This window comes from Neptunicella marina (assembly GCF_014270035.1).
Classification (GTDB): Bacteria; Pseudomonadota; Gammaproteobacteria; order Enterobacterales; family Alteromonadaceae; genus Neptunicella; species Neptunicella marina.
Window position 1 is genome coordinate 191,949 of the sequence record NZ_JACNEP010000005.1, and the last position, 13,628, is coordinate 205,576.

At 44.1% G+C, this 13,628-nt stretch carries 15 protein-coding genes; 11 read left to right on the plus strand and 4 right to left on the minus strand.

The genetic code is table 11. The features are described from left to right. Nucleotides 1-13 precede the first annotated feature (13 nt). From H8B19_RS08135 to H8B19_RS08150, 4 genes are all read left to right on the plus strand, one after another. Nucleotides 14-1,180 (plus strand): aminotransferase class V-fold PLP-dependent enzyme, encoded by a 1,167-nt coding sequence (locus tag H8B19_RS08135; RefSeq protein ID WP_186506306.1) that lies wholly within the window; start codon nucleotides 14-16, stop codon nucleotides 1,178-1,180. Nucleotides 1,181-1,187: 7 nt separating this feature from the next. Beyond that, nucleotides 1,188-1,373: a DUF2065 domain-containing protein gene (locus H8B19_RS08140; protein WP_194362671.1), complete on the plus strand. Its 186-nt coding sequence runs from the start codon at nucleotides 1,188-1,190 to the stop codon at nucleotides 1,371-1,373. A gap of 92 nt (nucleotides 1,374-1,465) precedes the next feature. Continuing rightward, complete coding sequence (locus H8B19_RS08145; protein WP_186506307.1) at nucleotides 1,466-2,764, plus strand: adenylosuccinate synthase; 1,299 nt, start codon at nucleotides 1,466-1,468, stop codon at nucleotides 2,762-2,764. A gap of 121 nt (nucleotides 2,765-2,885) precedes the next feature. Continuing rightward, the gene (locus tag H8B19_RS08150) at nucleotides 2,886-4,259 is read left to right on the plus strand and encodes an aldehyde dehydrogenase family protein (RefSeq protein WP_186506308.1); all 1,374 of its coding nucleotides are present in this window, start codon (nucleotides 2,886-2,888) and stop codon (nucleotides 4,257-4,259) included. A 56-nt stretch (nucleotides 4,260-4,315) separates the two neighbouring features. Here H8B19_RS08150 and H8B19_RS08155 read toward each other — a convergent pair whose 3' ends face one another. Beyond that, nucleotides 4,316-4,651: a hypothetical protein gene (locus H8B19_RS08155; protein WP_186506309.1), complete on the minus strand. Its 336-nt coding sequence runs from the start codon at nucleotides 4,649-4,651 to the stop codon at nucleotides 4,316-4,318. A gap of 448 nt (nucleotides 4,652-5,099) precedes the next feature. Here H8B19_RS08155 and H8B19_RS08160 point away from each other — a divergent pair, with 448 nt between their 5' ends. From H8B19_RS08160 to purD, 6 genes are all read left to right on the plus strand, one after another. Then, on the plus strand, nucleotides 5,100-5,519 hold the full coding sequence (locus tag H8B19_RS08160) for a VOC family protein (RefSeq protein WP_186506310.1): 420 nt from the start codon (nucleotides 5,100-5,102) through the stop codon (nucleotides 5,517-5,519). Nucleotides 5,520-5,606: 87 nt separating this feature from the next. Then, on the plus strand, nucleotides 5,607-6,485 hold the full coding sequence (gene prmA / locus H8B19_RS08165; RefSeq protein ID WP_186506311.1) for a 50S ribosomal protein L11 methyltransferase: 879 nt from the start codon (nucleotides 5,607-5,609) through the stop codon (nucleotides 6,483-6,485). 263 nt (nucleotides 6,486-6,748) lie between these two features. Beyond that, entirely contained in the window at nucleotides 6,749-7,711 is a 963-nt protein-coding gene (gene dusB / locus H8B19_RS08170) for a tRNA dihydrouridine synthase DusB (RefSeq protein ID WP_422121151.1), read from the plus strand. A gap of 56 nt (nucleotides 7,712-7,767) precedes the next feature. Next, complete coding sequence (fis, locus tag H8B19_RS08175; RefSeq protein WP_186506312.1) at nucleotides 7,768-8,061, plus strand: DNA-binding transcriptional regulator Fis; 294 nt, start codon at nucleotides 7,768-7,770, stop codon at nucleotides 8,059-8,061. 112 nt (nucleotides 8,062-8,173) lie between these two features. Further along, a complete protein-coding gene (gene purH / locus H8B19_RS08180; RefSeq protein ID WP_186506313.1) occupies nucleotides 8,174-9,772 on the plus strand; it encodes a bifunctional phosphoribosylaminoimidazolecarboxamide formyltransferase/IMP cyclohydrolase in 1,599 nt (532 codons plus the stop codon). Nucleotides 9,773-9,793: 21 nt separating this feature from the next. Then, a complete protein-coding gene (gene purD / locus H8B19_RS08185) occupies nucleotides 9,794-11,077 on the plus strand; it encodes a phosphoribosylamine--glycine ligase (protein ID WP_186506314.1) in 1,284 nt (427 codons plus the stop codon). A 71-nt stretch (nucleotides 11,078-11,148) separates the two neighbouring features. On the opposite strand, the gene H8B19_RS08190 is transcribed toward purD, so the two are convergent. Continuing rightward, entirely contained in the window at nucleotides 11,149-11,664 is a 516-nt protein-coding gene (locus tag H8B19_RS08190) for a hypothetical protein (RefSeq protein WP_186506315.1), read from the minus strand. A gap of 180 nt (nucleotides 11,665-11,844) precedes the next feature. On the opposite strand from H8B19_RS08190, the gene H8B19_RS08195 reads away from it, so the two are divergent. After that, entirely contained in the window at nucleotides 11,845-12,747 is a 903-nt protein-coding gene (locus H8B19_RS08195) for a phosphoribulokinase (protein WP_186506316.1), read from the plus strand. A 28-nt stretch (nucleotides 12,748-12,775) separates the two neighbouring features. On the opposite strand, the gene H8B19_RS08200 is transcribed toward H8B19_RS08195, so the two are convergent. Next, nucleotides 12,776-13,027, minus strand: coding sequence for a VOC family protein (locus H8B19_RS08200; RefSeq protein ID WP_338401513.1), 252 nt, complete (start codon nucleotides 13,025-13,027; stop codon nucleotides 12,776-12,778). A 183-nt stretch (nucleotides 13,028-13,210) separates the two neighbouring features. Next, nucleotides 13,211-13,612 (minus strand): OsmC family protein, encoded by a 402-nt coding sequence (locus tag H8B19_RS08205; protein ID WP_186506317.1) that lies wholly within the window; start codon nucleotides 13,610-13,612, stop codon nucleotides 13,211-13,213. Between the last annotated feature and the right edge of the window lie 16 nt (nucleotides 13,613-13,628).

Genomic DNA, 13,628 nt, shown 5'->3' on the forward strand with positions numbered 1-13,628 from the left:
ACTCTACCCGCTTATGTACCAACATCTATATCAAGGCTTTTTAAACGCCAATAAAAACATTCAACACTTTGCTTGTCACAGCCATCATTACTGGCCGGACGTAACCCGACAGGCCATGCTCGATTACTGGGATGACACCGCACGACTGGTCGACGATAAATGGGGCTACTTTTTTGAACATAAAGTCCCGGCATTACAGCAACATATTGCGACTATCTTAAATACTGGCGAACCAGAACAACTGGTATTTGCCAGCAATACCCATGAGTTGTTGTTTCGTATTATCAGCTGTTTGGATCTATGCAAACCACTTAAAATATTAACCACCGACAGTGAATTTCATAGTTTTAATCGCCAGGTAAACCGGCTTGACGAGCTGAGTAATGTGCATGTTAATAAAGTGCCCTGCCTGCCGTTTGAAAGTTTCGAATCCCGCTTTATTCAACAAGCGCAATCTGATCAGTATGATCTTATTTTTGTCAGTCAGGTCTTTTTTAATTCCGGTTACGCCATCAGCGACTTAGACGCTCTGGTTACCAGCATAGCCGATCATACCGACCTGTTAGTCATAGACGGTTATCATGCATTTATGGCACTACCTACCAGTCTAAAAAATATTAAGGACAAGATATTTTATCTGGCAGGTGGTTATAAATATGCACAAGGTGGAGAAGGTGCCTGCTTTGCTCATATCCCAAGAACAGCAGCTCTACGTCCTTTGTATACAGGTTGGTATGCCGAATTCGGAGCCTTAGCCAATAGCAAAGGTTTACAAGTAGACTATGCCGATAACGGTATGGCTTTTGCCGGTTCAACTATGGACTACAGTGCGCAATATCGCATGTTAGCGGTATTTGACTTATTCGCAGGACTTCAACTTGGTGTACCTGCCATTCATCAGTATGTGATGGACTTACAACAAGCCTTTTTAGAACAACTGCAAGCGCTAAATCACCCACATTTGAATCTGGATAATTTACTTCTGTTGGATAAAAACTGGCATGGCCACTTTCTGACGTTTAAATTACCCAGTGCCGAATTAGTCGCCTCTATCGCCGGAAAACTAAAAGCACATGGTATTCACACCGACTATCGAGGCGACAGACTGCGATTTGGTTTTGCTTTATATCAAAATGCAGATGAGTTTGATCTAGGCTGTCTTAAGCAAATAAAGGATTAACACCACAATGGACAACATATTCTGGTTAGCCTTTGCGCTGTTTTTAATATTAGAAGGCATAGGCCCGCTTTTATTCCCTAAAAAATGGCGCCGTTATATTTTGCAGATTGCGGAACAACCACCTCAAAATTTACGAACCATGGGTGCAGTAATGGTCGCTATTGGCGTAATTTTATGGCACGTCATGAAATAGGCTCAATTCCAGCAATTAATCGGAAAAACGGGTGCTTTTTCACGCTAATTTTTGTAGAATCGCCGGCCTGATTTTCTGCTGATATTTTAATCATGGCTAATAACGTTGTAGTTCTGGGTACCCAATGGGGTGACGAAGGTAAAGGTAAGGTTGTCGATTTACTCACTGATAAAGCGAGTTATGTCGTACGTTATCAAGGTGGTCACAATGCCGGCCATACTCTGGTAATTAACGGTGAAAAAACCGTTTTACATTTAATCCCTTCCGGCATTTTGCGCGATAACGTGAAGTGCGTGATCGGTAACGGTGTTGTATTAAGCCCGGAAGCTCTGATGACAGAAATATCCATGCTTGAAGAGCGTGGCGTACCGGCCAAAGAACGTTTATTTATCAGCGAAGCTTGCCCACTTATTTTGCCTTACCACATTGCTTTGGATGTGGCGCGCGAAAAAGCACGTGGTAATAAAGCAATTGGTACCACTGGTCGTGGTATTGGCCCTGCCTATGAAGATAAAGTCGCGCGCCGCGGTTTACGTGTAGGCGATTTATTCTGCATGGAATCTTTTGCTGCCAAGCTAAAAGAAATCGTCGAATTCCACAATTTCGCCTTAACTGAATACTACAAAGTTGAGCCGGTAAACTATGAACAGGTTTTGGCAGAAGTTTCTGCGATTGCGGATATCCTTAAAGCCATGGTAGTTGATGTAACCGATTTGCTGGATAAAGCACGTAAAAATGGCGAAGCCATCATGTTCGAAGGCGCGCAAGGCACGCTGCTGGATATCGATCATGGCACTTATCCATATGTAACCTCTTCTAATACTACAGTAGGTGGTGTTGCGACAGGTGCTGGTTTTGGCCCCCTGCATTTGGATTATGTTCTGGGCATTGTTAAAGCCTATACCACGCGTGTTGGTTCTGGTCCCTTCCCGACGGAACTTGAATGTGAAGTTGGTCAGCACTTAGGTGTGAAAGGTCACGAGTTTGGTGCAACCACAGGCCGCAAGCGCCGCACTGGCTGGTTTGATGCTGTCGCGATGAAACGTGCGGTGCAAATTAACTCTATTACGGGTTTCTGTTTAACCAAGCTGGATGTAATGGATGGTTTGCAAACCCTGAAGATCTGTACTGGTTATAAATACCCGGATGGCACCATCAAAGATGTGCCTCCAATGGCAGCAGAAGGTTACGAAATCGCTGAACCTCAGTATGAAGAAATGCCAGGCTGGACTGACAATACCTTTGGCGTAACAGCAGTTGATCAATTACCGCAGGCTGCGCGTAATTACATTGCACGAATTGAAGAATTAACCGGTGTACCGGTTGATATCATTTCAACAGGTCCTGATCGAAACGAAACCATCATCGTCAGACATCCATACGAAGCATAATTGCCCAAAGCCGCTCACTGAGCGGCTTTTTTGATATTACTCAATTATTTACCACATGCGAAATTGAATCCCCTGCCATTCTCACTTAAAGTAGCTACGGGTTAGTTACTACAGGCATACCATGCAATCCTCATTTAATGATGATATTTATCTGCCATTACAGCAGGCTTTTCAATCTGGTTTATCACGCGATTTAAACTGGCGTAAAACGCAGTTAAAGCAACTGCAAAAACTGGTAACCGATAACCAGAAAGCCATCAATCAGGCGCTATTTAACGATCTTGGCAAACCGGTACATGAAAACTGGCTGACCGAATCGGGTTTTGTGTTAACAGATATAAAACATACGCTGCGAAGCCTTAAAAAATGGAGTAAACCCCGTGCTGTGAGCACACCTCTGGTGTTACAACCGGGTTCGAGTTATATCCTGCCAGAACCGAAAGGTGTCGTCCTGGTAATTGGCGCATGGAATTATCCGCTTCAGCTATGTTTATCACCGGTTATTGCAGCGCTGGCTGCTGGTAATATGGTGGTGCTTAAGCCTTCAGAGCTCGCAAGTCATACGTCTGCATTATTAGCAGAATTACTGCCCAAATATCTCGATAATCACGCTATTAAAGTGGTAGAAGGGGCGGCAGAACAAACCAGCGAATTGCTTGAGCTCCCCTTTGATCATATTTTTTATACCGGTGGTGAGCGCGTTGGTAAAATCGTGATGAAAGCCGCAGCGGAACATTTAACCCCGGTCACACTGGAACTGGGAGGCAAAAGCCCTTGTATTATTTCCAGCGACTGTGACATGACAACCACAGCCAAGCGCATCGTATGGAATAAATGGGTTAACGCAGGACAAACCTGTGTTGCACCAGACTATTTACTGGTAGAAGAAGCCGCAACAGAGCCACTAATAGATGCCATAAAAACCCAGCTGAAAGCGTTTTATGGCGATGCCGCCATAGATAATAAAGACTATTGCCGCATCATCAATCAGACCCATCTCAACAGACTGACGCAATACCTGACCGGCCAAACCGTTATTTATGGGGGTGACGTTAATGAAGCAGGTTATATGAGTCCGACTCTGGTATTAAATCCACCTGAAGAAAGCCCTCTTATGCAGGAGGAAATCTTTGGCCCTATCCTGCCTATCATAATTGTCAGCAATACTCAGCAGGCGATCGACTTTATTAATCGTCGACCTAAACCCTTAGCTTTGTATATGTATTCCAATAATAAAGGCGACGTAAAGAAAGTAATCACTCACACATCAAGTGGCAGTGTATGTATCAACGATGGCATGGTATTTATGGCAAATCACCATTTACCCTTTGGCGGAGTGGGAACCAGTGGTATGGGCAATTATCATGGCCAGTATGGCTTTGATACCTTTAGTCATTTAAAGAGTGTAATGCATCGCTCATTTAAATTTGATGTAGCGTTGCGTTATGCCCCCTACAGCAAACTCAAGTTATGGCTGGTGAAAAAATTAATGTAAAAAGTGGTCTGAACCACAGACCACTTTTTGATGAGTTGCAGGCATAACCCCCCCTTCTAAACTTGCTGCACTATAAAGGCGTGTACTTCGTCGGCATCACGTTGTTTGGCAAATTCAACCAGTGATGACCCCGCACACGTCATTCCCTGTTCTTCGGAGGTCAGTTTTCGCAATACATCTTTGCGGTTTGAAGCCACCGTGCCAACCTGACGAGCAATACTGGTGCGGAACAATGCCAAATCGTCAGTAATAACAGCTTTACAAAAAGCCGAAAACTTAAGATCTCCCACAAATTTAACTGCTTTTACATTGCTGGTTGCTTCAGGCATTTTTACTTTCGCCATTGCTGCACCGCTACTTAACGCCAATAAACCAATTAATAAATATTTCATGTTATGTCTCCTGATAAAGTAATTGCAGGGCGAAAAAACAATCATGTCCTGCTCTTTATTTATGAAAGCAATTGCATAATTATTCTGTTGTTTTATTGATCCACAGGCGTTATCAGGCGGTAAACAGGATATATCCAGCTTGAAAAACTCACATAAGACATTGTAATTATTAAGTTTATTTGCAACTTATATAAATCTGTTATCTAGACTTTATCTTTTTAGATTCAAAATAATATTAAAAGGCAGATGTTGAACCAGCAAAAAATGGACAGATTTAAAGCCTGTTTACAGCCGTTACAATTTATTCATTTTTGAATTGTTAACTACTGATTAAAATAAGGAAAAAGTTGATCATTCAGGATTAACAATTGGTGAAAGCAGCCAGCTATTTCCGATAGCCATAACCCGTTATACTGGGCTTCTACTTATCCCCAACTTAGAAATTAATATGAAAATTAATCCATTTCATTTAGCCATTCCGGTCACCAATATAGAGCTAGCCCGGCAATTTTACGGTGAGTTGATTGGATGTGAACAAGGCCGTAGCGATACCCGCTGGATCGACTGGAATTTTTTTGGTCACCAGTTGGTGACTCATTTAGTCGACGATATGCCAGCCAGGCCAGCACATAACGATGTGGATTCGCACGCAGTACCAGTGCCGCACTTTGGTGTGGTACTTGATTGGCATGACTGGCAACAGCTGGCAGATAAACTGAAACAGGCCGACATTCGGTTTGTGATAGAACCCTACATTAGATTTGCCGGACAAGTAGGTGAGCAAGCGACCATGTTTTTTTATGATCCCAGCGGCAACGCACTGGAGTTTAAAGCCTTTAAAGATATGTCACAGCTGTTTGCCAGTTAATACATTGCGTTTAATGCCCAATTGGGCACTGGCTTAATATATAATTGCGCCGTTTTTAATTAATTGTTTCGACTGTTTGGATTACACATGCCCTGGCTACAACTCAAAATACTCTCAACTGAAAAATATGCGGAAGAAATCGGTGACATGTTAACCGGCAACGGTGCCATGGCAGTCACCTTTCTTGACGCCAAAGACAGTCCCCAATATGAACCCAAGCCGGGCGAAATAATGTTGTGGCCCGAAACCTGGGTCGTTGGATTATTTGAGGCTAAACAGGACATGGACAGAGTCGTTAAAAATTTATCCCGAAGCAGACGTTTAGGTGAAGACTTTGACTACACCTTAAATCCGTTAGAAGACAAGGATTGGGAACGTGAATGGATGGAAAACTTCCATCCGATGCAATTTGGTGAGCGTTTATGGATATGTCCAAGCTGGCGTCCGGTACCTGATCCAAATGCAGTAAACGTCATGCTCGATCCAGGACTTGCCTTTGGTACCGGCACCCACGAGACTACCGCCTTATGTTTACAATGGCTGGACGCTATGGATCTAAGCGGTAAAACCGTTATCGACTTTGGGTGTGGTTCCGGCATTCTGGGCATTGCCGCACTTAAGCTTGGCGCGGAACGGGTTATTGGTTTGGATATCGATCAGCAGGCGATCATTGCCAGCCGTGACAACGCAGAACGCAATGGTGTGGCGGATAAAATTGAACTGTATTTGCCGCATGAAGCACCCGATGTAAAAGGTGACATAGTATTGGCTAACATTCTTGCTGCGACACTTAAAGAGCTCAAAGCTGTGATCACTTCCAACTGTGCGCCCGGTGGATATCTGGTTATGTCTGGTATTCTGGATCATCAGGCCGCAGAAATAGACCAGCTATATAGTAACGATTTCAACATGCAGCCTATTGCGATTCAGGGTGAATGGGCGCGCGTTTCAGGCCAGCTTAAATAAACAACTTTTATTGTTTATAAAACCGGTAATTTGCATAACATGCCAGCAGCGCTGAACCTTTTTAAATCAGGGCGGTCGGAATTTTATTCGGCCAACGGTCATGAGTTGGGCAATTTTAATTGGGTTTTATTTTGTCAATAGCCAAACTGCAAAAAAACTTAAAAATTGTTTAATTTATAGCCTTTTCAAGCTTCCCAAAAAACCGTAAACTTGCCCCCCCTTTTTGACAGGCTGTGCGTTTTTTGAACTACTCACCAGTAACAATTGGTCCGTATCGGTTGCCGAATAACATTATGTTAGCGCCGATGGCTGGAGTCACAGATCGTCCTTTTAGACAGATGTGTTCCAGATTGGGTGCCGGTCTGGTGGTATCAGAAATGTTGTCATCCAATCCTCAGGTTTGGAAATCAGCAAAATCACAGCAGCGTATGAATCACGATGGTGAATCAGGCATTCGTTCGGTGCAAATTGCCGGTGCTGATCCGGATTTAATGGCAGAAGCTGCGCAGTTTAATGTTAAAAATGGCGCCCAGATTGTGGATATCAATATGGGTTGCCCGGCAAAAAAAGTGAATAAAAAGCTGGCGGGTTCCGCGTTGCTGCAATACCCCAAACTGGTGGAAGAAATTATCCAGGCGGTGGTAAATGCAGTTGATGTGCCGGTTACGTTAAAAATTCGTACCGGTTGGGATCCCGACAACAAAAATGGTGTTGATATTGCCGAAATCGCTCAGCGAAACGGCATTCAGTCTCTTGCAGTACACGGGCGCACCCGCGCTTGTATGTATAAGGGACAAGCCGAATACGACACCATCAAAGCAATAAAGCAGGCAGTGGATATTCCCGTAGTAGCGAACGGAGATATCGATTCGGCTGCTAAAGCCAAGGCGGTGCTGGATTACACCGGTGCCGATGCAGTAATGGTGGGACGAGGTGCACAGGGTAATCCCTGGATTTTTCGTGAAATTCACCATTATTTGCAAACAGGAACGTTTTTAGCCGCTCCGGCGATGGAAGAAGTGAAGCAGGTAATGCTGGAACACATTCAAAATGTGCATCAGTTTTACGGCTGTCATCTGGGGCCACGAATCGCTCGCAAGCACGTTAGCTGGTATTTAGCGGAACAGGACAGTGATCGCAGTTTTTGTCGTCACTTTAACGGGCTCGAGCAAGCTGAAGCGCAAATTGATGCGTTACAGCAATATTTTGAAGAGATAGCCGCCTAGTCAATTATGGCTAGCGACTTTTGATGTACTTTTATTAACTAAAGAGCAATATCGATATGTTTGAACAAAACACTAGTTCACCTTTTACTACTATTGTTACTACGCCTTCACAAACTCAGGCACAGAAGCCATTGCGCGATTCAGTAAAACAAGCTGTAAACAAGTATCTTAAGCAATTAGACAACAACAATATCGACAATCTGTACGAAATGGTATTGGCTGAAATTGAAGCTCCGTTGTTAGAAGAAGTAATGACTCACACTCGCGGCAACCAAACTCGTGCCTCGATCATGATGGGCATCAACCGTGGAACGCTGCGCAAAAAATTAAAGCAGTACGGCATGAGCTAACATCAACACTCCAAATAAAGAGCACCTGACGGTGCTCTTTACGTATCTGGCACAGTATAATATTTCACTTTGGTAAAACGATTCACTCCCTCGATAAGGAATTGCAAATAAAATGGCAACCGCAAACCCTGTTCGTCGCGCCTTGTTAAGCGTTTCTGATAAAACCGGCATTGTAGAATTTGCTCAGGCTCTGAGCGCAATGGATGTCGATATTCTTTCTACTGGTGGTACTGCTAAATTGCTGGCAGAAAATGGCATTAAAGTTACCGAAGTATCGGACTACACAGGTCATCCCGAAATCATGGCGGGTCGGGTTAAAACTCTGCATCCTAAAGTACATGGTGGCATTTTAGGTCGACGTGGTCAGGATGAAGCAGTAATGGACGAACATAAAATTGCCCCTATCGATATGGTGGTGGTGAATCTTTATCCTTTTGCGGAAACGGTCGCCAAAGACGACTGCAGTTTTGAAGATGCAGTTGAGAATATCGATATTGGTGGTCCAACTATGGTACGTGCTGCGGCCAAAAACCATAAAGATGTGACAATTATTGTCAATGCCAGCGATTACTCACGCGTGCTGGAAGAAATGAATCAAAACAATGGCAGCGTTAGCGATCAAACCCGTTTTGATTTAGCGATTGCCGCTTTCGAACATACCGCAGAATATGATGGCATGATCGCCAACTACTTTGGTGCCATGATCGATTCTGTCGATTGCGAAGATGACTGTGAGCATGATCATAGCCAGTTCCCACGCACTTACAATATGCAATTCAGCAAAAAACAGGATTTGCGATACGGCGAAAACAGCCATCAATCTGCTGCCTTTTATGTAGAAAACCGTATTCAGGAAGCGTCTGTTTCAACGGCAGAGCAACTGCAAGGTAAAGAGCTGTCCTATAACAATATTGCCGATACTGATGCAGCTTTAGAATGCGTAAAAGAATTCGAACAACCTGCCTGTGTTATCGTTAAACATGCTAATCCTTGTGGTGTTGCCTTAGGTGCCGATATTCTGGAAGCTTACAACCGTGCATATCAGACCGATCCAACATCTGCATTTGGTGGCATCATCGCCTTTAACCGTGAACTGGATGCCGCTACTGCACAAGCCATTATCGACCGTCAGTTTGTTGAAGTCATTATTGCACCTGGTGTTGCTAAAGATGCGCAAGAGGTATTGGCGGCCAAACAAAACGTACGTGTATTAGTGTGCGGTGACTGGCAAGGTCAGTTAACCGACGAATACGACATCAAACGGGTTAACGGTGGTCTGTTAGTTCAGGAGCGCGACTTTGGCATGGTTGAAATGGAAGACCTGGAAGTTGTGACCAAGGTTAAACCAACCGCCGAACAAATGCAGGACTTATTGTTCTGCTGGAAAGTCGCCAAATACGTGAAATCTAATGCGATTGTTTATTGCAAAGACAGCATGACTATTGGTGTGGGTGCAGGCCAGATGAGCCGTGTGTATTCAGCGAAAATCGCAGGCATCAAAGCTGCGGACGAAAATCTGCAGGTTGCGGGTTCTGTTATGGCATCTGATGCTTTCTTCCCGTTCCGTGATGGTATCGATGCTGCTGCCGCCGCTGGCATTACTGCGGTAATTCAGCCAGGTGGTTCAATGCGCGATCAGGAAGTGATTGATGCAGCAGATGAACATGGCATGGCGATGGTATTTACCGGTATGCGGCATTTCCGCCACTAATATTCAACAAGGATTAATGTTATGAAAATTCTAATCATTGGTAGTGGTGGTCGTGAGCACGCTCTTGGCTGGAAAGCCGCGCAATCTGCGGGTGTTGAAAAAGTTTATGTAGCACCAGGCAATGCTGGCACCGAACTGGAGCCCAAGTTAGAAAACGTGCCTATCGCAGTGGAAGATTTGCATGCATTGGTGAGTTTTGCCAAGAATAATCAAATTGATCTCACCATAGTGGGTCCGGAAGTCCCCCTGGTTTTAGGTGTGGTTGATGCGTTCCAGCAACAGGGTTTAGCCATTTTTGGTCCGAGTAAAGGTGCTGCGCAATTAGAAGGCTCTAAAGCATTCACTAAAGACTTTTTGGCACGCCACAATATTCCTACTGCGGAATACCAAAACTTTACTCAAATTGAACCTGCTATCGATTATGTGCGCGAAAAAGGTGCGCCCATTGTGGTTAAGGCTGACGGTTTAGCGGCAGGTAAAGGTGTAATCGTTGCCATGACGTTACAGGAAGCCGAAGATGCCATTCGCGATATGTTAGCTGGCAATGCCTTTGGTGAAGCTGGTAGCCGCGTGGTAATCGAAGAATTCCTTGATGGTGAAGAAGCCAGCTTTATTGTGATGGTTGATGGTAAAAACATTCTGCCCTTCGCCACTAGTCAGGATCACAAACGTGTAGGTAATGGTGATAGCGGTCCAAACACAGGTGGAATGGGTGCATATTCACCTGCGCCTGTGGTTACCCCGGACATTCATCAGCGCATTATGCAGGAAGTGATTGAACCAACTGTTGAAGGTATGGCAGCTGAAGGCCACCCATACACCGGCTTTTTATATGCTGGTTTAATGATTATGGCCGATGGCACACCTAAAGTAATTGAATACAATTGCCGTTTTGGTGATCCGGAAACGCAACCCATTATGTTACGCCTGCAATCAGACTTGGTTGAATTGTGTCAGCTGGCGGTACAAGGCAAGTTAGACTCAACGAAAATTGATTTCACGCCCCAAGCTGCTGTAGGTGTGGTTTTAGCTGCGGGTGGTTATCCTGACAGTTACAACAAAGGTGATGTTATCAGCGGTCTGGATATCGAAGAATCCAATCAGCAAAAAGTCTTTCACGCAGGTACCAAATTGCAAAATGGCTTGGTCACTACCAATGGCGGACGTGTTTTATGTGCAACGGCATTAGGTAATACGGTTACAGAAGCCCAACAAAAAGCCTACGAATTATGTAAGAAAATTAGCTGGGAAGGCATGTTCCATCGTGATGACATTGCCTGGCGTGCGATTGCCCGCGAGCAATAATCTGCATTAACTGCAATAAAAACGGGGTAAACACCCCGTTTTTTTAAACCTACCGTAACAACCATCTGAAATTATTCAATATAAGCTTCATGGCGTGGTATCACCACCCAACCATCAATATAAATATTATCCGGACGTCGGGCCTGATATATCGCTCCGGATTTAAACAAATCATCTATTTGTGCCCGGCTTAATTCCAATGTTTTATCGCGGTAGTAATTACGCTGCATCGCCGAGTCGTACATCGCATGTTTACGTGGAGTAACCGGTGTCGAATGAGCGATATTTCCCACTTTGAAAATCACACTATCCTGTTTCACCCGTAACACCTTCATTGGTATATAACGAAAATAAAAATCAGAATCGGGGTTAATCGCACGGTAATCTACATAGAAAAAATCGCTTTTACGCGGATGAGCAACAATGCGCTCAGTTAAAAAATCATGTTGCGCTGAAACGATACCTGAAACAGTAATCACAGCTAAAATAAAACATGCTTCAATGTGTTGTTTTAAACAAAGCCACACACTATCAAGCCGATAAAATCCGCCATTATTCATACCGCTGTGGGCTGCAAGCTGAATCATAACTACTCCTTGTTTTTATATTGCTTTACTAACAGTATGTTTTTTAGTCAGCATATTCAAACGCTTAAACAATCAAAGAAAGAACATTGCTTTGGTTTAAATTAGTGACCCCAACAGGCATCTTAAAAAAAATAGTGGTATGCTGGCTGTTCGCGCTCATCACTTTTATACGAAAAATTTATGTCGATCAAACACCCAATTGTCGCTATAACCGGTTCATCCGGCGCTGGAACGACCACGACCACCAGCGCTATTCGTCATATTTTTCGTAACCTTGGGGTGAATTCAGCTGAAATTGAAGGTGACAGTTTTCATCGTTTTACCCGCCCCGAAATGGACGTGGAAATCCGCAAGGCTCAGGAGCAGGGTAAACATATCAGTTATTTTGGTCCTCGCGCGAATGACTTTGTATTGCTGGAAAAACTGTTTGCGCAATACGGTGAAACCGGCAATGGTCAGTATCGCCGTTATCTGCACACCTTTGATGACGCCGTGCCTTTTAACCAGATGCCCGGTACCTTTACCCCCTGGCAGCAACTGCCGGAAAATACCGATTTGCTGTTTTATGAAGGATTACACGGCGGGGTGGTTACCGATGAGGCTAACGTCGCCAAACATGTGGATTTGCTGGTTGGCATGGTACCAATAGTGAATCTGGAATGGATCCAGAAAATCGTGCGCGATACCTCCGAACGAGGTCACTCACGTGAAGCCGTAATGAGCAGCATAGTGCGTGGTATGGATGATTATTTTCAGTATATCACCCCGCAATTTTCCAAAACCCATGTTAACTTTCAGCGTGTCCCCACAGTAGATACATCAAACCCATTTAGTGCACGTGATATTCCATCCCATGATGAAAGTTTTGTTGTAGTACGTTTTCGCCGCGAAATGACCAATGTAAATTACCCTTATTTATTACAAATGATTGATGGCGCCTTTATGTCGCGCATCAACACCATTGTTGTACCCGGCGGTAAAATTGGTTTAGCAATGGAGTTAGTACTTACCCCGTTAATAGAAGAGCTACTGGAAAAGAAACGTAAGTCTTCAATGCAAATGGATTGGGTAGTAGAAAAATAGTCGCCACTGTTAGCAAGTGGCGATAGGTTTAACAATGTTGATCAATCAAAATATGATTACCATCCGGGTCAGTCAGTACAATATTGGCAGGTCCTGAACCGCAAGGATCGGTTTCGTTATCCAGTACGACACCCGCTTGTTTAAGTTGTTGCTGGATCTCGCGCACATCATCAAATTCACTTAAACCAGCAGCATTTTGGTCCCAGCCCGGATTAAAGGTCAGGATATTTTGCTCAAACATTCCCTGAAATAAACCCAGCACGGTGTCACCATTTTTCATAATTAACCAATTTTGGCTTTGATCAACCAAAAACACTAAAGCCAAGCTTTTCATAAAACAATTTAGAGATTGTTATATCTTTTACCGCAAGGCTGACTGAAAATGCACCTAATTTCATCATTGATTCCTTTTAGTCGGGTCAATGCAGTCCTGCATAACAACCTCTGCACTGGTTATTAAAGATTATTCAGCGATCACTTCAAAGCTATGAGTAATATTGACGCTGCTACTCAACATAATCGCAACAGAGCAATATTTGTCGGCTGACAGATTCACGGCCCGCTCAACCTGTTTTTCGCTTACATCACTGCCAGTCACTTTAAAATGCAAATGAATATCGGTAAATACCGCTGGTACGGCATCTGCACGCTCTCCCGTCACCTCCACCTGAACATCGCTAAATTGCTGACGTGACTTTTGTAAAATGCTCACAACATCAACCGAAGAACAACTGGCTGCCGCAACCAAAATAGCCTCCATCGGTGTTGCTGCAGTTTGTTTGTTGCCATCAAGCTTAAGCTCATGCCCTTGTTCGGTGACGCCTTTAAACAGCAGATCACCCTGCCACTGCACATTTACTTTCATGTTTTTCCCTCAAATA